Below are 18,734 nucleotides of genomic sequence, written 5' to 3'. Positions count from 1 at the left end.
GTGATTGACAGGTTCCTGACGATTATGCATTCTTTAACCGTCAGGTTCCTACCAATGTACCGAAGGCTGCCATGACCACGCCCTTGGCGCTGCCGAAGCTTCGGCAGCGAGTGATACTCGCCGTTCTCGTCCTCTCGTCTTTTCTGATCTGGCTCGACAACACCATCCTGAGCACCGTGTTCGAAACCCTCGCCGATCCCGTGCGCGGCCTGGGCGCGAGCCCCGCGCAATTGCAATGGGCCACCGGCTCGTACACGCTCGTCTTCGCCGCGCTCATGTTCACCGCGGGTGCGCTCGGCGATCGCTTCGGCCATCGCCTCATTCTCGGCATCGGGATGGCGACCTTCGCCGCCACCTCGATCTGGGCCGCCTACGCCGGTGACGCGGCGCAGTTGATCGCCGCCCGCGCCGGAATGGGGGTGGGCAGCGCGCTCATCATGCCCGCCACCATGGCGATTCTCACCTGGACCTTCACCGGTCCGGCGCGGGCCACCGCCATCGGCATCTCCTCGGCCTCGGCGGGCGTCGGCATTGCCGCCGGGCCACTGCTGGCCGGACTGCTGCTCGACCATTTCTGGTGGGGCTCGGTGTTTTTGGTGAACGTCCCGGCGGTGGCGCTCGCACTGCTCGGGATCCTCACCGTCGTCCCGGATTTCCGGGCTCCGGTGCCGCGCCCGCTCGACCCCGCCGGTCTGCTGCTGTCCATCACCGGGCTCGCCGCGCTGGCATACGGGTTGATTCGCGCGGGACAGCTCGCGGAGTGGACGCGGATCGATGTCTGGGCCCCGACTCTCGCGGGCGTGCTGTTGCTGACGGCCTTCGTCATCGTCGAATTGCGTTTGCGGCAGCCGAGTTTCGATCCGCGACTACTCGCCGGGCGCATCTTCGGCGGCGGCAATGCCGCGCTGGGGTTGCTGCTGTTCGCCATGACCGCCGCGGGTTTCTACGGCGCGTTCTATCTACAGGGTGCGCGGGGGTTCTCGCCGTTACATGCGGGCTTGATCATGTCACCGGCGGCGGTCGGGGTGATGATCGGCGGGCCACTCGGCGTAAAACTGGTGCGGCGCTGGGGACTTCGACCGGTCACCGTCGGCGCGCTCGCCGTCGCGGCGCTGGCCATGGGCAGTGCCGCCCTCTTCGGACTCGACACCCCGATCGTGCTGAATGCCTTGGTGGCCGGAATCCAAGGGCTCTCGATCGGCATGGTGATGGGTTCGCTCACCGCCGCGCTGATGAACACCCTGCCGCTGGAGCGGGCGGGTGCGGGCTCGGCGGTCACCAATACGGTGCGCCAGACCGGCAGTGTGCTCGGCATCGCGGTGGGCGGCACCATCATGGCCATCGCGTACGGGCGCGGAATGGACGGTGTGGCAACGGATCTGCCCGCCGGAGTGCGGGATCAGGCGCGGGTGTCGGCCGAGCAGGCCCGGCATGTGGCGGGCGCGCTCGGACGGCCGGATCTGGCTCGGGCCGCCGATGACGCGTTCATCCACGCCATGCACGTCGGCAGCGTCTGGACCATGGTCATCGCGCTGAGCGGTGCGGTCGTCCTCGCGATCACGTTGCGGCCCACCGGGAAACCGGCCGAGACGGCCGCCGCGGCCACCCCCGCCCCGACCACCTCCGAACCGGACGACTCAGAGAAAGTTTTTCTCCAGCAATAGGTTCAGCACATTCGGATACCGGTCCGGGAAATCCATCGGGACGATGCCGAAATGCCCCGCCTGCGCGCGGTGCTGGGTGAGATAGCCCTCCACCTTGGGCAGGATGGCGGCGGCATTGTCCTTGGGCCAGGCATTGTCGGAGTAGCTGGTGAAGTTGATGTACATCAGCGAGTTGTTCGTGTCCGTGGCTGCCCGGTCGAAGCAGTCACGGATATAGGAGTACTTATCGCCGCCGGAGGATCCGGTACCGGAAGATCCGGAGGCCGAACCGGATCCGGATCCGGAGTCCAGACCCATGAGACCGTTGGCCTTATAGCGATCCTGGAGGTAGAAGCGGTCGGAGGTGAAGACCCCGTTATCGCCGCCCGGCCACTGCAGTGCGGGCAGGCCGTTGGCGAACTGGGCGATCAGCACGATCCGGCCGCGCGCCTCACCGAGCGTGGGAATCCGATTGCCGATCCAGAACAGGGAGCGGTAGCCCTTGGCATCGAGGTAGCCGTTGAAGATGCGCTCGAAGTCCGCGCCCACATCGTTATTGGTGCCGTTCTCCTTCTTCACCCGCATGACGATCGTCTCGCCGGGATTGCGGTTCAGGAAATCCCGGCTGTCGTTCAGGACGTCGTCGAAGGTCAGGCCCTGATAGGCGGAGCTGTGATAGATGCCGAAGGAGTCGCTCATATGGTCCTGCAATCCATTGCAGCGCATATCCAGGAAGCGGATGCCGTGCCCGAACTGTTCGGGAATCGACCAGTTCTGAGTGTGGGACCATTCGGTGCCGTTGGCCGGATTCGTACAGCCCGAATCGTGCGTGCCCGGAATCGTCAGGCGCAGTAGTGACGTGCTGTCCGGCAGCAGGCCCATCCAGCTCTGGGTCGCGCCCGTCCAGCCGGTCGGTGCGGCCTGCGCCCCCGTGGTCGCCAGTCCGGCGGCGGCGGTTCCGGCCAGCGCGGCCACGGTGGTGCGGACGAAATCTCGGCGCGTCAATCTCATGCGCGGGAGACTAATCTGGACAGTGGACCAAGATCGGCGATTTGCCGGATTCTCTCAGTGGCTCTGCCGATTCTCGCGGCGGCTCAGCCGATTTCCCTGGTCACCGTGATGGTGGTCCAGCCGCCCACGTGAATCCGATCGCCCGGCCGCAACAGCACCGGCGTCTTGGCCGCGATCGGGGTATCGCTGCCATTGAGGCAGGTGCCGTTGGTGGAACCGAGATCGGTGACGGTGAGCGAATCGCCATTGAGGTGCAGGATCGCGTGCGACCGCGAGACCGCGATATCGGCGGGCGCGATGGCCAGATCGATATCCGGATGCAGCCCCTGCGACGCGCTGTGCTTGCCGATCAGAATATCGCTGCCCTGCAACGGGATTCGCCGGGCGGGATAGTAGTCGGGGAACGCGACCCGATCCGCGTCCGGACCCTTCTGCGCGATCATGCGGTGATAGTGCTCGGCATCGGCGGTCACCGTCGCGACCCATAGCGTGCCCGCCAGCAGCGTTGCCTCAGGATTCACCACCGTCACTTCGGGAATCGCCGGTGCGGGATGAGCGAACGACGCCGGGGGCGCGGGCAGCGCCGAATCGTGGCCGCAGTCCTCACAGAAGCGGCCGTCGATGAGCGCACCGCAGGCGGGGCACTGCGCGACCTGCACATCCGGATCGGGTTGTGCGGGAGCGGCTCCCGCCCCGGTGATCGGCGATCCGCAGGTATCGCAGTAGTCGGCCGACGCCGAGGTGTGGCCTTCGGGGCAGACCGCCATTACGAGCCCGCCTCCTTGCGCACCCGCGCGGTCTTGGTCGAGCGCACGTCCAGGGCCATCTCGTCGGCGGCGTCCACGCGCGAGCGCAACCGCACCGTACCGGTCCGATCATCCACCTCGACGACGGCTTTCAGCAGTTTCGCGGTGTTCTCGTTACCGGACTCATTGGCCAGCTCCACCGCGCGCCGCAGTTTCGCGGTGGCGGTGTTCACATCACCCTGTTTGCGCGCGGCCAGACCCTCCTGCACCACCTGGGCCAGCTCGGCCTGCCCGGTGTAGTGCGCGACCCGGCGGCTGATGCGGGCCGACAGATCGGTATCGGTGGTCCACACCGCCTTCACCAGACCCTGCCCGAGCACCTCGTCCCCGGACACCACACTGATTCGGGCGGCGAGTTTTTCGCGTCCCGGCGGTGCGGCCTCCACCTCGATCTGCACGTGATAGCCGCGCTCCTCCGCACCCCACGCGCCCAGCGGATATTCACCGATCTGGGCGGCGGTGGCGACGCGGCGCGCGGTCAGATCCTCGATCACCGGATCGACCAGTTTGACGAAGCGCACCGTCGCGCCGACCGGTGTCCACACCCGCAGGGTGAGTTCGGGAATCACCTTGGCGAGCGAGGTCTGCATCATCTCGGCGAAATCGGCGGCGAGCAGATCGGGGGTCTTCACGATATCGACGGTGCCGTGCAGCGCGGACGCGATGGCCCGCAATTCATTGGGCTCCCAATCGGTTCCGACACCGCGGCAGTCACAGCTGAACACGCCCTGTGAGGCGCCGATCTCGGCCGCGAGCTGTTCGGGCCGCTCATGTTCGTTCTTGCCGTCGGTGAGCAGAATGGCGTGCACCATCGCGCCCGGATGCCGCTGCGCGATCATCCGGGACAATCCCAGCCAGGTGCCCATGGCGGTGCCGCCGTGCGGTCGCAATTTATCCAGCGCGCGGCGGGCATCCTGCCGGGATCGCTTGTCCGCCAGCGCCGTAGCGCCATCGCGGGGGTAGACCACCTCGGCCTTGTCGGTGCCCTCGACGATGGCGAAACGGGTGCCGTCGGGAATGACCTCCAGCGCCGCCAGCGTGGCGTTCCGGGCGCCGCCGAACTTATCGCCATTGCCCATCGAACCCGAGCAATCGATGATGAGGATCTCCACCCGCTCCTGTGCGGGTGCGGCGACCATCAACTCGTCGGTGGTCTCCACCGAGACGACGGCGTCCAGGACGCGCACACCCTCGGCCAGGTACGGATTCTGATCGACAGCTACCGAAATACCCTTGATAGCAGGGGAACTCACAGTGCTTCTCCTATTAGCTCGGAGAACGGAACGGGTACCAGCGCCACGGTGATGTTGTCCTTGCCGCCCGCGGCCAGGGCGTAGTCGACCAGCGCGCGGGCCGCCTCCAGCGGTGCGGACGCCAGTGCGAGCTGGGCCAGACCGGCGGCCTCGGGCAGGTAATTCCAGAGCCCGTCGGAGCAGATGAGCAGTACGCCCGGGGAGCGCACATGCAGGGTCTGCACGCAATTGTCGGACCAGGACTGCTTTTCGCTGTCCGCGCCGAGCCAGCGGGTCAGCACATGCGCGTGCGGGGTGTCCATGGCGGCTTCCTCGTCCATGGCGCCGGTCTCCACCATGGCCTGGGCGAGCGAATCATCGACGGTGAGGCGTTGCGAACCATTCTCGGCCGCCAGCCAATACGCCCGGCTGTCACCGACATTGGCGACGGTCAGGCGCGCGCCGCCCGCATCGTCGAATTGCACGATCGCGCCCACGTACGTACACGAGGGGGAGCGGCCGTCCGGGGTGCCGATATCGCGCACCGCCTGCGCGGCCGCGGCGAGCCCGACCATGATCGCTTCCTCGGCGGGACGGGCGGCGGCCAGCGCGGTCAGCGTGGAATCGACGCCGGTGCGCACCGCGGTGCCCGAGGCCGCCTGCGGATCCTCCGAGGTGGACACGCCATCGCAGACCGACAGCACCAGGGCGGGCGGGGTGCCAGGATTGGCACTCTCCAGCACCGCCGCCGCGATCGCGTCCTCATTGTGCGCGTGTACGTTTCCGCGATCGGTGATCAGCACCGTGGCGCCCAGATCGGCCTCGAAGCGATCGTGTTCGCGAGCGCGCTGCCCGCACACCACGCAGAAGCCGTCACCGTCGAAATGCGTTCCGCCGCAGCCGTCACAGGCCGGAGAGGTCTCCGAATCGTAGGACAGCGTGGTGCCGGTGTAGCGCGCGACGGTGCCGGTGGCAGGGCGCGCCAGACTGGTCGGGCGGGTGTTGTCACTGGCCACCGCGGGCGCGGCGGTCGGCGGCAACGCGATGCGCTGCACGCCGAGCTGGCGGCCGCACTCCTCACAGAACCGGTCGCTCTCCGCCGCGAAGGTGCCGCAGGCGGGGCAGCGGGCGGTCACAGCGTGGTCCTGGGGCGAACGGAATTGGCCTGTTCCACCAGGGCGATACGTTCCCACATATCGTCGGTTTCATGCGCGAGATCGCGATAGCAGCGTTCCAAACCGGTACGCACCCCCTGTAAGTCGAGTGTCACGCCCAGCAGCGGGGCGTGATCGGCGGGTACGCGTCCCAGGCGCAGCCAATACAGCGCGGCATCGAGGACGCGTAGCCGGGCCTGGGCGGCCCGGCGTTTGGAATCCAGTCCGAGCTTTTCGATCCGGCTGCCGGCATCGCGCAGCAGGTGTTCGGTGAGCTCGCCCTGGCGTTCCACACTGAGCAGCGTATCCACAGCCGCCACACCGGCTTCGGTGTACACCGCCGAGGCGGGGTCGACCTGATCCAGTACGGCCACCGCGCCGTCCCGATCGTGAGCCGAACGACGCAGTCTGGCCAGGCCGAACGCGGCGCTGGTGTAGGAGTGATCGGTGCGCCAGACGGCCTCGTAATAGGAGGTGGCATTGCGCAGCGCGGGCTCGGGATCGGGCAGGGATCCATTGCGCGCCAACAGTTCCGCGGTGACCGCCAGGGCCAGCTTCGGCGCGGGCTCACCCGGCAGCGCGGTGTAGAGCGCATCGAATTCGGCCGCCGCGGCGGGCCAATCCCGTTGCAGCAGTGCGGCTTGCGCGCCGAACCAGCTCAGGCGCCAATCGCCGCCCAGGGCCGGATCGGCGTCCTCGATACGGCGCAACGCGTCGGCGGCGTCACCGGATTCCAACGCGGCGCGAATCAGGCGCAGCGGGATCTCCGCCGACTCCTCCTTACCGGTCACCACCGCGCGCAGGCCCGCGGTGAGTTCGCGTTCCAATTCCGCCGCCGTGCCCGCGCCGAGCGTCGCCAGTAGCGGGGCGCCGGTGTCGTTCGGGTCCACCAGCGGGACCGGAAGTGCCGCAACGATTTTCAGTGGATCATCCGGGAGGGTGTCGCCGACGCCGAAGACCGCGCGCGGCGGGCCGAAGCGGGTGGACAGACCGGGCCGGGCCCGGCCGTCCTCGGCGGCGAGCACCTCGCGCAGCACACCGGTGAGCTGATCGGACATCTCCTCCGCACCGCTGAAACGCTCCATCGGATCGATATGCGTTGCGCGCAGCAGGAATCGGTACAGCGACGGATTGGCGGCCAGCACCGGTTCGGTATCCGGGCCGGGCAGCGGACCCAGGCGGCCGTTCTCATGCGGGACCTTGAGCAGCAGTACCGCTAGGGTGCGGCCGACGGTGTAGACCTCCGAGGCGACGGTGGGACCGGTCTCGGCGATCTCCGGGGCCTGATAGCCGGGCGTGCCGTAGATGGCGCTGTGCTCATCGTTCATGGCGATGACCGCGCCCAGATCGATGAGTTTGAGCTGCTCCTCGGTCTGCATCACATTGTCCGGCTTGAAATCACAGTAGGCCAGGCCGCGCGAATGCAGATAGCCGAGCGCGGGCAGCGCCTCGAGGATGTAGGCGATGGCCTGGGCGGGCGGCAGCCACACACCGTCGGCGTCGCGCCGCTTGCGCAGCAACTGTTTGAGCGAGGTGCCGCCGACATACTCCATGACGATATAGCCGACCGGCTCGCCATCCGGGCCGATATCCTCGGCGAAGTTGTAGATGCGCACGATATTCGGATGATCGACCTGCGCCAGGAAGCGCCGCTCGGCCACCGCCGCGCGCATGGCATCGGCGTCACCGGTATTGAGCAGGCCCTTGAGCACCACCGGCCGCCCGTTCACCTTGTGATCGAGCGCCAGGTAGATCCACCCCAGCCCGCCGTGCGCCAGCGCCCCGAGCACCTCGTACTGGCCGCCGACCACCTGCCCGCGAACCAGCTTGGGCGTGAAGGAGAACCGCGTCCGGCAGTGCCCGCAGAATCCCTCGCTCCGCCCCGGCACATCGCCGCGACTGCGCCCCACCGGCCGATCACACTTACCGCAGTACCGCTGACTCTCCGGCACCACCGGATCCGCCATCACCGCCGCCGCCGGATCGATCGGCTCCACCGGCGGCACCTGCACCATCCCCGCGCCCAACCGCCCGCGCGTGGCCCCGGACGACCCGGACCGCCCGGTGCGGATGGAGGATCGCGTCCCACCGCTGGTCACCCCGGTGATACTGCTAGCACGACTGGTCGGCTGACTCACCCCGCTCGGCCCGGCCGCCACCGTATGCGGTGACGGCGCGGTCCCGCACACCTCGCAGTACCCATCGGAAATCGCGCCGCCGCAACCGGGTTCGGCGCAGTGCGTGGGGGCGGACTGAGCCTCGGACACCACCGTCGCGGCGGCGGACGGGGCGGTGCCGCAGACGGTGCAGTAGCCGTCTTCTATGGTTCCGGTGCAGCCCGGTTCGGTGCAGGTCACGATCGTCTCCCCGTTTTCTGGGCGATGAGCTGCCGGTAGTCGGTGATGGCGCGGGTGACCGCGGCCAGGTCGCAGGGTTTGCGGGTGAGCAGGCCCGCGGCTATGCGGCTGGAGGCCAGTACTTCTCGATCTTCGCTCACGCCCAGGCGCGCCGCTTTGGCGCGGTAGGCGGACAGGCGGCCGCGCAATTCGGCGCGACGGTCCAGCAGGCCCTGGACCAGGTGTTCGGCCTCGGATGCCGCCGCTACGGCGGCGGTCACGCGGCGATGCAGATCCCACAGCGCCGAGGGATCGGCGGGAGTCGCGTCCACGGCGGTGAGTTCGGAGCCGTAGACCGCGCTGTCATCGGCGTGCTCGGGCAGTGCGCCGGTGAGAATGGTGCGCTCCACCGCGATTCGAGCCAAATGCGTGCGCTCATAGGTTTTGCGCAGCGTCTCCACCTGGGTGCGGGTGCGGGCGACCGCGGCGTCCCAATCGGCGGCGATGGCGGCCAATTCCCCGCGCAGCGTCGCGGCATCGCGCATGCGCGCGCCGAATTCGACTGTGCGGCGGTCCAACTCGGCGGCCGAGACGGCCAGCGGATCTGCGGCGGCGCGCGCGGAGAACTCATCGAGATCGGTGGCCAGCGCCCGCAATTCGGGCAGTCCGGTGCCGATTCGATCGAGTTCGGCACGCAGCGGCGCGATCTCGGACACGATGCGGCCGTTCACCGCGTCCACGGCATCGAGCACCTCGACTATGCGCGGGAAGCTCTCCCGCATACGCGCCACCAATTCCGCGAAACCGACCCGCACGATCACCTCGCCGGGACCGATCAGCGATCGCTGCGCGAGCGGAATCGCGGTGCGCGCCACCTCCATCGGTTGTCCGCGCAGCAGTACGGTCAGCTCCTCGCGATCGAGCGCCTCCAGCCGCCGCCGCACGCGCACCATATGCGCCTGTTCGAGCAGGGTGCGCAAACGTCCGAAGTCCTCCCAGAGCAGATCCATCGCATCGCGCGCGGGCGACCAGCGGGCTTCGGTGACCCCGGCCGGCGGGAATCGGCGCAACAGGATAAGCCCGGGATGCCTATCCAGTTCGACCAGCGTCGCGGCGATGGCGTCGATTTCGCGTTCCCGCTCGGCGAGATCGCGGTCGATCTCCGCGACCGAGAGAATGAAAGGCTGCTCGGGCATGGCCGCTCACCCGATATACCGGGGTGCGGGCGGTGCGGGCGTTGGTCCGAGCACCGACAGTCGATCGTTGTAGAACCGCTGCCAGCTGCCGTCACCGCGCACTCTTTCCAGCACGCCGTTCACGAAGCGCACCAGATCCTTCCGGTCCTTGCCGATACCGACGGCATAGGTGTCCGTGGCCATCGATTCGCCGACGACCTCCAGATTCGGATCCTGCTGTTTCAGGCCGTAGAGAATAGGGATATCGGTGCTGGCGGCATCGACCTGCGCCTGCTGCAGCGCGGTCAGGCAGTCCAGCCAATTGTTCATGGTGATAACGGTAGGCTTCTGCGGCAGCGCCAGGACAGGTGCGAGGGTAATCGTGCCGTTGACCCCGCATACTTTTTTACCCGCCAGATCGGCGGTGGAGTGGATTCCGGAGTTGTTCGTGACCAGCAGCCGCTGTGCCGATTCGAAATAACTGGTCGAGAATTCGATGTCCTGGCGGCGGACACAGGTCGGCGAGAGGGTCTGCACCACAATGTCGACCTCTTTGTTCCGCAGCGCCGAAATACGCTGTGCGGAAACGATGGGCCGCAGTTCGATCCGATCCGGATCGCCGAAGATATCGCGGGCGATCTCCCGGGCGATATCGATGTCGAAGCCCTCGATCTTGCCGGAGCCGGGATTACGGTAGCCGAACATGAACGAGTTCTGGTCCACCCCGACCCGCAGCTTGCCATTCTGGACGATCTCCGCCATCGCGCTGCCCGCGGGCATATTTCCCGGACTCGGCTGCGCACCCGGCCGCAGGCTCGCCACCGGATCACCGCAACCCTTGCCGATCAGATCCGGCACGCTGGTGACCGGCTTCGCCCCGGACGGCAGCGCGTCCTGCGCGGACAGGCTCATCGGATCCGAATCCGGGGTCTGCCCGCACGCGGCGGCGAGCACGGCCACGGTGGCCAGCAACAGCATTCGCAGGCGCGCGCTCACAGGAACTCCTTCATTCGCGGCCAGACGCCGCCCGCCGTGACCACCGCCGCCGCCAGCAACAGCAGCAGCGTGCCGTACTGGCTCAGAATGAACGCGTCGCCCGCGCCGTCCACGCCATCGCGGACGTCCTGGCGGGTGGCGTCGAGTTCCTCGCGCAGCGCGTTGTCCAGGGTCGTGAAGCGCGCCGCCGATCCGGTCGGCGCGAGGTCGGTGGATTGGCGCACCGCGCCGTTGTAGTCATTGCCCCTGTATGCGTTGACCTGAACCGTATGCCCGTCGAGCCAGCCCGAGAACGCGACGGTGGCCTTGGCGTCCGGTGCCGCGACGGTCGCCAGCCGATCCCGCAATTCGTTGACCAGTGAGCCGAATCGGCTCTCGCTGTCCTCGATATCGCCGCGGGTGACCAATTGCAGGGTTTCCTCGGTGCGCGCCTGCTGTGCCAGAAACCGCACCCGCGCAAGGGTTTCGAAGCGGTTGGTGGCCCCGTCCGATCCGGTGTCGATGACGCCGGTGGCGGCTATCGAGGCGACCGCTATCCACAGCAGCGCCAGCACCGCCGCTCCCGCCGCCGTCGCGAGGCCGAGATTGACGCGGCGATTGGTGATCCGCAACAGCGCCACCGAGGCCGCCGCGAGCGCGGCCAGCAGCACCAGCAGCATGATCACGCTCAGGATCGGCAGGATCGAGATATCGCGCTGATCCGCGCGCAGCGCCGCGAGTCGATTGTGTTCCAGCCGTTCGGCATTGGGCAGCACCGAATCGCGCATCAGCGAGGACGCTTGCTTCAGATACGCCGAGCCGACGGGGAGGTTCTGCCGGTTATTGGCGCGCGCCGACTCGACCAGCCCGGTATAGGTGGGCAGTTCGGCGGAAATACTCGCCACGATTTCCCGGGTCTGCTTATCGGAGGCGCCGGTGGTGGCTTCGGCCAGCGCGGCCGCCGCGTCGGCGAGCGACTGCCGGTATCGCGTTCGCACCTCGGGGGTTTCGGTATTACCGGACAGGAAGGCCGAGGACGCCGTGGCATCGGCGGCGGAGAGCGCGACATAGAGCCGTTGCGCCGCATTGGCGAGCGGTTCGGAGTGCGTGAGCACGGTATCGCGCCGAGTTCGCTTCTCGCTGAGCTGATTCGCGCACACGATGCCGGAAATCAGACTCAGTGCCACGAGTCCGATGACCACCGCGCTCAGTACGCCCGGCGCTGTTCGCGCGAAACGCCGCACCCACTCCGCACCATTGCGGACGGCAGCCGGTAACCGACTCCTCACACCCATGCCCCCGTTTCACCGGCTCTGCTCCCGGTAGGGCGATGGTACGGGAGCCACAGGGTTGTGTCGATTGTGATCCGACCAGTCGGATTCAATTGCCGAACCGCGTATTTCGCGCACCCCCGGCAATATCGACCGGAGCATGAAATAGGGATTAACGGAGTGTATTGCACCCGTGCCGAGCCGGTTGTTCCCAGTGCGGGTCACGCGTCACCCCGTAGTGGATCAGGCGTCATGGAAGACGAGGCCGAGGGTATGCCTGCTGCCCGAGCGAACCGTGCTCACCCCGTGCCGCATGGGGGCCGCGGACCAGCCGCGAACACTGCGAATCGGGCGGTCGCGGGTGGTGAAGACGAGACCGTGACCCTGCGGCAGGGCCACGGCCGCGCCCCGGGATTGCGCGCGCGGGCGCTGTTCGACCATCAGGAATTCACCACCGGTGTAGTCGACGCCCGGGGCATCCAGCCCGATCACGACCTGGAGCGGAAAGATCATGTCGCCGAACAGATCCCGATGCAGCGCGTTCCAATCGCCCGGGCCGTAGCGGAGCAGGATCTGCGACGATTTCGACTGACCGGCGGCATGACACTGCGCGATCCAGTCCTCCAGGTTCGCGGGCCAGGTCCCGGGGCGGCGCAGGCGGACGGCCCAATCCCGGGCAATCGGAAGCAGTTTCGGGTACAGCGCCGCGCGCAACTCGCGCACCGTCTCGGGCAGGTCATGGGTGAAGTACCGATACTGGCCCGAGCCGAAGCGATGCCGGGCCATATCGATGGTGGAGCGGAACCTGTGCTCGTCGTCGTACAGGGCGATGAGCGCGCGACATTCCTCCGGGGTCAGCAGTGGGCCGGTGAGCGCGTGCCCGTATTCATCCAACTCGGTGGCGAGCTCGGGCCAGGGTTGTCCGGCGACCCGATCGGCGTGCTCGGTCGGCAACCCGGTACTCACCGTCATCGATCGATCCTCTCCGTGGCTGTGATCTTCCACCATCACTCTGCCGCAGGTGGGAGCCCTGCACCGGCGGATATCGGTCATGGCGTTCGGTGCGATAACGACAGTAAAACTTGCAAGTTTTGCTTACTTGTCGCATGCTGGCCCGGTGAGCGATCCCGGCGGGCCCAAGACGGCGCAGGAGCTGGAACAGGCCGCCGCCGAGCTGCGGGTGGTCACCAGCCGCCTGCTGCGCCAACTCCGCACCACCGCGCGCGCCGATCTGGAGATCACGCCGTCGCAGGCGGTGGTGATCAGCCGCCTGCACACCGACGGCCCCATGTCGGTCGCCGATCTGGCCCGCGCGGAGAAGGTTCGCCCGCAATCCATGCGCACCACCCTCGTCGCGCTCGAGGAATACGGCATGGTGGCCCGCGCACCGCACCCCACCGATCAGCGCCAGGTCATCATGTCGCTGACGGAGGCGAGCCTGCGGCTGCTGAGTCGCGCGCACGCAGCCAAGGAAGGCTGGCTCGTCACCGCTCTGGCCACCAAACTCACCCCGGCGGAACAGGATTCGCTGATCGCCGCCATCCCGCTGCTGGCTCGCCTCGTCGAGCCCTGACATCCGCTCTCCAGGAAAAGGATTCCCGCATGTCCGCACCCCTGCTCGACCCGCACACCGCCCTGGTCGTCATCGATCTGCAACGCGGCGTGGTCGGCATGCCCACCCTCCCGCACACCAGCGAAGAGGTGGTGCGCAATTCCGCCACCCTGGCGGCCGCCTTCCGTGCGCACAATCTGCCGGTAGTCCTTGTGCGCGTATCTTTCTCGGCCGACGGTGTCGACGCCGCCCCCGGGCGCATCACCGACGCCATGCCCAAACGCCTGAACTTCCCCGAAGGCTGGGATGAGATGGTCGACGAGCTCGAAGTGGCTCCCACCGACATCCCCATCACCAAGCGGCAGTGGGGTGCGTTCTACGGCACCGAACTCGATCTGCAACTGCGCCGCCGGGGTATTACCGAAATCGTCCTGACCGGCATCTCCACCAGCATCGGCGTGGAGTCCACGGCGCGGGCCGCCCATGAGCACGGCTACAACGTGGTCGTGGTCGAAGACGCGGTGGCCGATCGGGATCTGGACTCGCACACGCATTCCACCACCAAGATCTTCCCCCGGATCGGCCTCGTCGCCAGCACCGAAGCGGTGCTGAAGGAACTCGAATCCCGCTGAGTCTCAGCGCGTGGCGGGTGCCCAGGCTCGCGCCCACAAGGCTTGCCAGGTACCGCCCTTGAGCCACGAGAGTGGTATCAGCACACCGGATTCGGCGGTCCGCTCCCAGAATTGTTCGATGCCGCCGCCGAATTCGGCGGCGGCGGGCAGTCGAGGCTGCCAGGGGCCGTCCGGATCGGTGAGGGAGGTGGCCGGGAAGCCGGTTACCTTGGTGGATTTCGGATCGGAGATGGCGGTTACCGGATAGGAGTGGTCCGGGCTGGATGTGATCGCGATCGCGAAAGTGCAGATGAGGTCGCACGAGGGGCGGCGGGCGAGCGCGGCCGCGAACGTCGGCGCATCGGCCATGGCCATCTCCACGAGTGCTTTCCGCAGGCGCAGGGCGATCAGATCCATCGAGCGGGCCTGCGCCAGTTCCGGGGCTTTCACCAACTCGCGCAACCGTTTCGACGGGAGTTGAGCGTCCGCGGTCAAGGTTTGCAGGCGTGGATATTTCGCCGCCGGCACGGGGTCCAGGTTCGCGAGGGCGGTGGCGAGTGGGCGGTTATTGACGGCCGACCACAGGTCGGGCAGGGATACGCGATCGGCGTCCAGCGCCTCGGCGCACAGCTGATTCAGGCGGGCCGCGGGTGAACGCCGCATGGCCGTAAGGGCTTTCGGGTCCGCCTCGGGTGATCCGGCGACGGCTGTCAGGGCACGCAGGGTTTCGGGGGCGGCGTCGAAGACCGCCCGGACCGCCTCCTGGAGTACAGGCGCGAGTTCGAGGAACGGATTCGGCTTCGCCCGCCGCGGCCGCGCCGGCGCGTCCGGCGTCACCTCGGCCGGTTCGGGTTCGGTCCGTCGCAGGCCGAGAACCCAACGCCGCAAGGCCCTTCCGAGTGCGGGATCCGCCTCGCTGTTGAAGCGGCCGTAGATCTCGCTCACCAGCCAGCCGCTGCGATTGGCTCGCAGTTCGGCATTGACCTGAATGGTGTCCTGCTCATCGCGCAGCGCCACCAGAATGCTCAGCCCGCGTACCGCCTGATCCTGATACCACGGCCCGGCAATGCAATTGCCCATATAGTCCGACCATTCCGCGAGCCGGGCGGCATTGCGCGCGATCTGAATCCGCGCGGTCGTCCCCGGCAACGTGCTCCCGTCATGCACGAGAACGGTCTCCGCCACCTCGAATTCATTGCTCAACGCCGCCGCCACCGACCCGCTGGTCATCAAACCGGCACACAGGCGGGTCCACTCCCGGCAGCGCGCGGGCGCGATCGCACCCAGCGACACCAACTGCGCCGCCCCGGCCACCGCCAGCGGAATGGAGTCCGGCCGCGGCGTCAACGGATCAGGCTGCGGCACCGCCGGATTCGCCTCGAAGTGCGGACCGAGATACCCCCATCCGACCTCCGCCCGCGCGTGCCCGCGCATCCGCACGATCGCATCCGCCAGATCGCCGTACCAGAGCAGATCCGCCCCCAGTTCACACGGCCGCTCACCCCGCTCCGCCTCCGGCACATCCGAGTCGGCCCACGCGGCGAGGCGGGCGGCGAGGCTGTCCACCTGGCGGTTGCGTACCAGCGGGATCTGCCACCAGTCGGCGGGTTGCCGAGTGTCGGTAGTGCCGAAGGCATATCGCCAGCTGCGCAGGGATTCGGAGTCCCATTTCTCGGGCAGGGCGGCTACGTCGATCCGGGAGCAGACGAGCGTGTTGAAGGCGTTGTCGACGACCAGTCCGTAGGCGAGCGCGTGGGCGGTGCGGGCTCGGACGAAGCGTTCGAAGGCGGCGTCCATGGCTTGGTGGCGGCGGAGCCAGGCGTCGATTTCGCGGAGATGGCAGACGGGGCGGGCGGGCAGGTCGCTGATGCCCAAACCCTTGCGCCTGGCGCGGACGATTTCGCCCTTGGTGGGAAGGCTTGCGGCGGTGCCGATCTGATCGCGCATGAGGGCGATGCCGTCGATCACGCCGAGTTCCTGCACCGCGACCGCCGTGCGCAGGAGTACGGTCGCGGCGATGGCGTCCTGGATCATCCACTCGAGGCGCTGTCGCCAGAACCCATTCCAGTCGGGGACGTAGTGCATTGCGTCCAGGAGTGAGAGCTCCTGTTTCCGGGTGCCGGTGACCACGATCGCCGACTCCGTTTCGACGTGCTGGCGGTAGCGCCGGTGCAGTTCGTCCTCGACGGTCAGATCCTGGCTGTCGAGCAGCAGCTGCCTTGTGCGGACTGCCAGCTGCCTGGCGCACACCTGCTCCCACAGATCGGCGAGCAAGTCCAAACGCCGGGGGCGCGAATAGGATTCGAGCACTCGTCGCAGATTCAGCGCCAGCGCGGATGGCGCTCCGGTGGGGATCGGATCGATGCCTTCGGGGATTTCCCAGCCGAGTACGCCCACGAGTTGTTCGGGACCGAGCAGGCCGAGGCCAGCGTGAGCGCGGCCCAGCGCCCTTCGGCGATGGCTCTTTCCGCTTCCGCGCCAACGGGTTTGGTGGCTGTGACGCCGAAAAGTGCTACCAGGGTGGCGGTTCGCTCGCCTATTCGGCGGGCATCGTCCATGCCGAGGATCCGCAGCGCCGCCAGCACGGCATCGCGGCGATCACCGCCGGTTCCCGCGAGTCGCGCCGAGACGAATCCCGCACCGAGGTCGATTCCGGCCCCGGCGACCGTGATTCCTCCGGTCCCGATCAGCTCGGTGAGCGACTCACGGGCCGCGAGCACCGCCGCGGCCGGGCTGTTCTTATCCCCGAGCACCACCGCCGCGCCCGCGAGCGCCTCCTGACCGTGATCCTCGACCCGTTCCCCGGTATCGACCAGCCATGCCCCGCGATCCCGGTCCGCGATCACGCCCCAGGCCAAACGCACTGCCAAACTCGAACTCCTGCTTGCTCTGCGCGGATTCCACGGAACCGCTCCGGCCGCGAACGATACGAGCCCGTCCCGAACCCGGCAAACGAGTTTCGACTCGGCGATCGGGGAGACCGATGCCCCCGCAGCGAGGTAGCTCCCCGATTGCCGACGGCTAGGGTGGGGTCATGCTGACCGCACTGGCCGTGGAGAACTACCGCTCACTGCGCCGGGTCGTGGTCCCACTCGGGCAGTTGACGGTGGTCACGGGTGCGAACGGCAGTGGCAAATCGAGCCTGTACCGGGTGCTGCGCCTGCTCGCGGAGTTCTCCCGCAATGGCGCGGTGGCCGGAATGGCGCGTGAGGGCGGCCTCGATTCCACGCTCTGGGCGGGGCCGGGGCGCACCTCTCGCGGCGAACCATTGGCGCTGCGACTCGGTTTCGCCGGGGACGATTTCGGTTACGCGGCCGATCTGGGCGTCCCCGTACCGGGCGAGTCCATGTTCAACCGGGATCCGGAGATCAAGGCCGAAGCGGTCTGGGCCGGTCCGGTGCTGCGCCCGTCGGCCCTGCTGGCCGAACGCGGCGGCCCGGTGGTGCGCCTGCGCGATGAGGGCGGCGGCTGGGAGATGGTGCCGCACCACCTCAAACCCTTCGACAGCATGCTCTCCGAACTCGCCGATCCGCAGCGCGCCCCGGATCTGCTGGTGCTGCGCGAGCGAATTCGCGGCTGGCGCTTCTACGATCACCTGCGCACCGATATCGAGGCACCCGCCCGCCGACTACAGATCGGCACCCGCACCATGGTGCTCGCGCATGACGGCTCCGATGGTGCGGCGGCCCTGCAGACCATTCGCGAGATCGGTGACGCGCACGGCCTGGATGAGGCCGTGGACCATGCCTTTCCGGGCAGCAAACTGGAAATCGTGAACAGCGACGGCCGTTTCGAACTGCTGCTGCATCAACCGGGCCTGTGGCGTCCGCTCGGTTCGGCCGAACTCTCCGACGGCACCCTGCGCTATCTACTGCTGGTGGCCGCCCTGCTCTCACCGCGGCCGCCGGAGTTGCTGGTGCTCAATGAGCCCGAGACCAGCCTGCACCCCGAATTGCTCGGCCCGCTCGGCGAACTCATCGCCCGGGTCGCCGAGGACACCCAGGTCATCGTGGTCACTCATGCCCGCGCACTGCTCTCGGAATTGGCCGGGCACGCCCCGGACCTGCACACCATCGAACTGGTGAAGGATGAAGGCGCGACCACCGTCGCGGGGCTGGGCATGCTGGAGGAGCCGCCCTGGTACTGGCCGGACCGATAGTCCCGCCGCGCCGCGCGGCGGGAGGCCATATTGTTGCGGGGTGAGTGTGGAGGGTGCAGGGGTGCCGGGGCCGTTGCCGCGTGGGCGACACGGGCTGAGCCGGGAGCAGGTGGCGCACTCGCAGTATCAGCGCCTGTGCGTCGCCGTATTGGACGCGGTGGGGGAGCTGGGGTACGCGGCCACCACCGTCGCCGATATCGTCAGCCGCGCGCAGGTGGCACGTCGCACCTTCTATTCGGTATTCGGCGGTAAGGACGAATGTTTCGCCGCCGCCTACGATCTCGCGGTCCGGACCGCGCTGGAGCATTTGCAGGAGACCGTGACCGGCATGGTCGGGGTGACCTTCGCCGATCGGGTGCGCATCTCCTTCGATATCTATCTCGGCTTCCTGGCCACCCAGCCCGCCGCCTCGCGCGCACTGTACGTGGAAACCCTCGCCGCGGGACCGGGGCTGGTCGCGCAGCGGGCGCAGGTGCACCGGCATTTCGCCGAGTACATCCTGGCGGTCGCGCGCATCGGCGTGCGCGATGGTGAACTCACCGCGGATCCGGATCCGGAAATGATCGATATGCTGCTCGGCGGTATCGACGACCGGGTGCGCAACTGTCTGCACGAGCGTGGCGCGGCAGCGCTGCCTTCGCTGTCGCCGCTGTTCACCCGCACCGCCATCGCCCTGGTGCGCGTCGCCGACTGACGAGCTGTCCCGCACCACAATCCACGGCCCGGCCGCATGCCCGGCTTTGTCATCTGACACAGAGACGGTGACACCGGACACGCCAGAACCCTACGGTCACAAGGGAATTCAACGT

16 protein-coding genes are annotated in these 18,734 nt (G+C 67.8%); 5 read left to right on the top strand and 11 right to left on the bottom strand.

Translation table 11 applies throughout. The annotated features are described in order from the left end of the window. The first annotated feature begins 71 nt into the window (after positions 1–71). Complete coding sequence (locus ACFC4D_RS03675; protein ID WP_376061626.1) at positions 72–1,664, top strand: MFS transporter; 1,593 nt, start codon at positions 72–74, stop codon at positions 1,662–1,664. On the opposite strand, the gene ACFC4D_RS03670 is transcribed toward ACFC4D_RS03675, so the two are convergent. From ACFC4D_RS03670 to ACFC4D_RS03630, 9 genes are all read right to left on the bottom strand, one after another. Then, entirely contained in the window at positions 1,638–2,654 is a 1,017-nt protein-coding gene (locus tag ACFC4D_RS03670) for a phosphatidylinositol-specific phospholipase C (RefSeq protein ID WP_376061625.1), read from the bottom strand. The genes ACFC4D_RS03675 and ACFC4D_RS03670 overlap by 27 nt on opposite strands. A gap of 83 nt (positions 2,655–2,737) precedes the next feature. Further along, positions 2,738–3,421, bottom strand: coding sequence for an FHA domain-containing protein (locus ACFC4D_RS03665; protein WP_376061623.1), 684 nt, complete (start codon positions 3,419–3,421; stop codon positions 2,738–2,740). Then, entirely contained in the window at positions 3,421–4,713 is a 1,293-nt protein-coding gene (locus ACFC4D_RS03660; protein ID WP_376061621.1) for a VWA domain-containing protein, read from the bottom strand. Before ACFC4D_RS03660 ends, ACFC4D_RS03665 begins: the two co-directional genes overlap by 1 nt. Then, positions 4,710–5,828 carry a PP2C family serine/threonine-protein phosphatase gene (locus tag ACFC4D_RS03655; protein WP_376061620.1) on the bottom strand — a complete coding sequence of 373 codons (1,119 nt, stop codon included), beginning with the start codon at positions 5,826–5,828 and terminating at the stop codon, positions 4,710–4,712. The genes ACFC4D_RS03660 and ACFC4D_RS03655 overlap by 4 nt, the downstream gene beginning before the upstream one ends. Next, positions 5,825–8,203, bottom strand: coding sequence for a tetratricopeptide repeat protein (locus ACFC4D_RS03650; protein WP_376061618.1), 2,379 nt, complete (start codon positions 8,201–8,203; stop codon positions 5,825–5,827). The genes ACFC4D_RS03655 and ACFC4D_RS03650 overlap by 4 nt, the downstream gene beginning before the upstream one ends. Further along, on the bottom strand, positions 8,200–9,378 hold the full coding sequence (locus ACFC4D_RS03645; protein ID WP_376061617.1) for a hypothetical protein: 1,179 nt from the start codon (positions 9,376–9,378) through the stop codon (positions 8,200–8,202). Before ACFC4D_RS03645 ends, ACFC4D_RS03650 begins: the two co-directional genes overlap by 4 nt. Before the next feature lie 6 nt (positions 9,379–9,384). Next, entirely contained in the window at positions 9,385–10,353 is a 969-nt protein-coding gene (locus tag ACFC4D_RS03640) for a glutamate ABC transporter substrate-binding protein (protein WP_376061615.1), read from the bottom strand. Next, on the bottom strand, positions 10,350–11,627 hold the full coding sequence (locus ACFC4D_RS03635; protein ID WP_376061613.1) for a hypothetical protein: 1,278 nt from the start codon (positions 11,625–11,627) through the stop codon (positions 10,350–10,352). Before ACFC4D_RS03635 ends, ACFC4D_RS03640 begins: the two co-directional genes overlap by 4 nt. A gap of 219 nt (positions 11,628–11,846) precedes the next feature. Beyond that, entirely contained in the window at positions 11,847–12,575 is a 729-nt protein-coding gene (locus ACFC4D_RS03630) for a 2OG-Fe(II) oxygenase (RefSeq protein ID WP_376061612.1), read from the bottom strand. A 145-nt stretch (positions 12,576–12,720) separates the two neighbouring features. Here ACFC4D_RS03630 and ACFC4D_RS03625 point away from each other — a divergent pair, with 145 nt between their 5' ends. Further along, positions 12,721–13,176: a MarR family winged helix-turn-helix transcriptional regulator gene (locus ACFC4D_RS03625; RefSeq protein WP_376061610.1), complete on the top strand. Its 456-nt coding sequence runs from the start codon at positions 12,721–12,723 to the stop codon at positions 13,174–13,176. A gap of 29 nt (positions 13,177–13,205) precedes the next feature. Beyond that, the gene (locus ACFC4D_RS03620) at positions 13,206–13,787 is read left to right on the top strand and encodes a hydrolase (protein ID WP_376061608.1); all 582 of its coding nucleotides are present in this window, start codon (positions 13,206–13,208) and stop codon (positions 13,785–13,787) included. Between the two features lie 3 nt (positions 13,788–13,790). Here the strand turns inward: ACFC4D_RS03620 and ACFC4D_RS03615 are convergent, their stop codons facing one another. Both ACFC4D_RS03615 and ACFC4D_RS03610 read right to left on the bottom strand, forming a co-directional pair. Continuing rightward, entirely contained in the window at positions 13,791–16,163 is a 2,373-nt protein-coding gene (locus tag ACFC4D_RS03615; protein WP_376061606.1) for a hypothetical protein, read from the bottom strand. Then, positions 16,088–16,636, bottom strand: a complete 549-nt coding sequence (locus ACFC4D_RS03610; protein ID WP_376061605.1) for a hypothetical protein — start codon at positions 16,634–16,636, stop codon at positions 16,088–16,090. Before ACFC4D_RS03610 ends, ACFC4D_RS03615 begins: the two co-directional genes overlap by 76 nt. Before the next feature lie 164 nt (positions 16,637–16,800). Here ACFC4D_RS03610 and ACFC4D_RS03605 point away from each other — a divergent pair, with 164 nt between their 5' ends. Beyond that, positions 16,801–17,925 carry an AAA family ATPase gene (locus tag ACFC4D_RS03605; protein WP_376061604.1) on the top strand — a complete coding sequence of 375 codons (1,125 nt, stop codon included), beginning with the start codon at positions 16,801–16,803 and terminating at the stop codon, positions 17,923–17,925. A 40-nt stretch (positions 17,926–17,965) separates the two neighbouring features. Then, positions 17,966–18,619 carry a TetR/AcrR family transcriptional regulator gene (locus ACFC4D_RS03600; RefSeq protein WP_364633276.1) on the top strand — a complete coding sequence of 218 codons (654 nt, stop codon included), beginning with the start codon at positions 17,966–17,968 and terminating at the stop codon, positions 18,617–18,619. The last annotated feature ends 115 nt before the right edge of the window (positions 18,620–18,734 follow it).

Origin of the sequence: Nocardia sp. NPDC056000 (genome assembly GCF_042269265.1) — a bacterium.
Taxonomy (GTDB): Bacteria; Actinomycetota; Actinomycetes; order Mycobacteriales; family Mycobacteriaceae; genus Nocardia.
The sequence above is the reverse complement of the archived record's forward strand: the minus strand, read 5'-3'. Positions and strand labels throughout refer to the sequence as shown.

Bases quoted from the DNA above. Each gene is read 5' to 3' on its own strand.
- ACFC4D_RS03675 (WP_376061626.1), top strand. From the start codon at position 72: ATGACCACGCCCTTGGCGCTGCCGAAGCTTCGGCAGCGAGTGATACTC.
- ACFC4D_RS03670 (WP_376061625.1), bottom strand. From the start codon at position 2,654: ATGAGATTGACGCGCCGAGATTTCGTCCGCACCACCGTGGCCGCGCTG.
- ACFC4D_RS03665 (WP_376061623.1), bottom strand. From the start codon at position 3,421: ATGGCGGTCTGCCCCGAAGGCCACACCTCGGCGTCGGCCGACTACTGC.
- ACFC4D_RS03645 (WP_376061617.1), bottom strand. From the start codon at position 9,378: ATGCCCGAGCAGCCTTTCATTCTCTCGGTCGCGGAGATCGACCGCGAT.
- ACFC4D_RS03635 (WP_376061613.1), bottom strand. From the start codon at position 11,627: ATGGGTGTGAGGAGTCGGTTACCGGCTGCCGTCCGCAATGGTGCGGAG.
- ACFC4D_RS03630 (WP_376061612.1), bottom strand. From the start codon at position 12,575: ATGACGGTGAGTACCGGGTTGCCGACCGAGCACGCCGATCGGGTCGCC.
- ACFC4D_RS03620 (WP_376061608.1), top strand. From the start codon at position 13,206: ATGTCCGCACCCCTGCTCGACCCGCACACCGCCCTGGTCGTCATCGAT.
- ACFC4D_RS03605 (WP_376061604.1), top strand. From the start codon at position 16,801: ATGCTGACCGCACTGGCCGTGGAGAACTACCGCTCACTGCGCCGGGTC.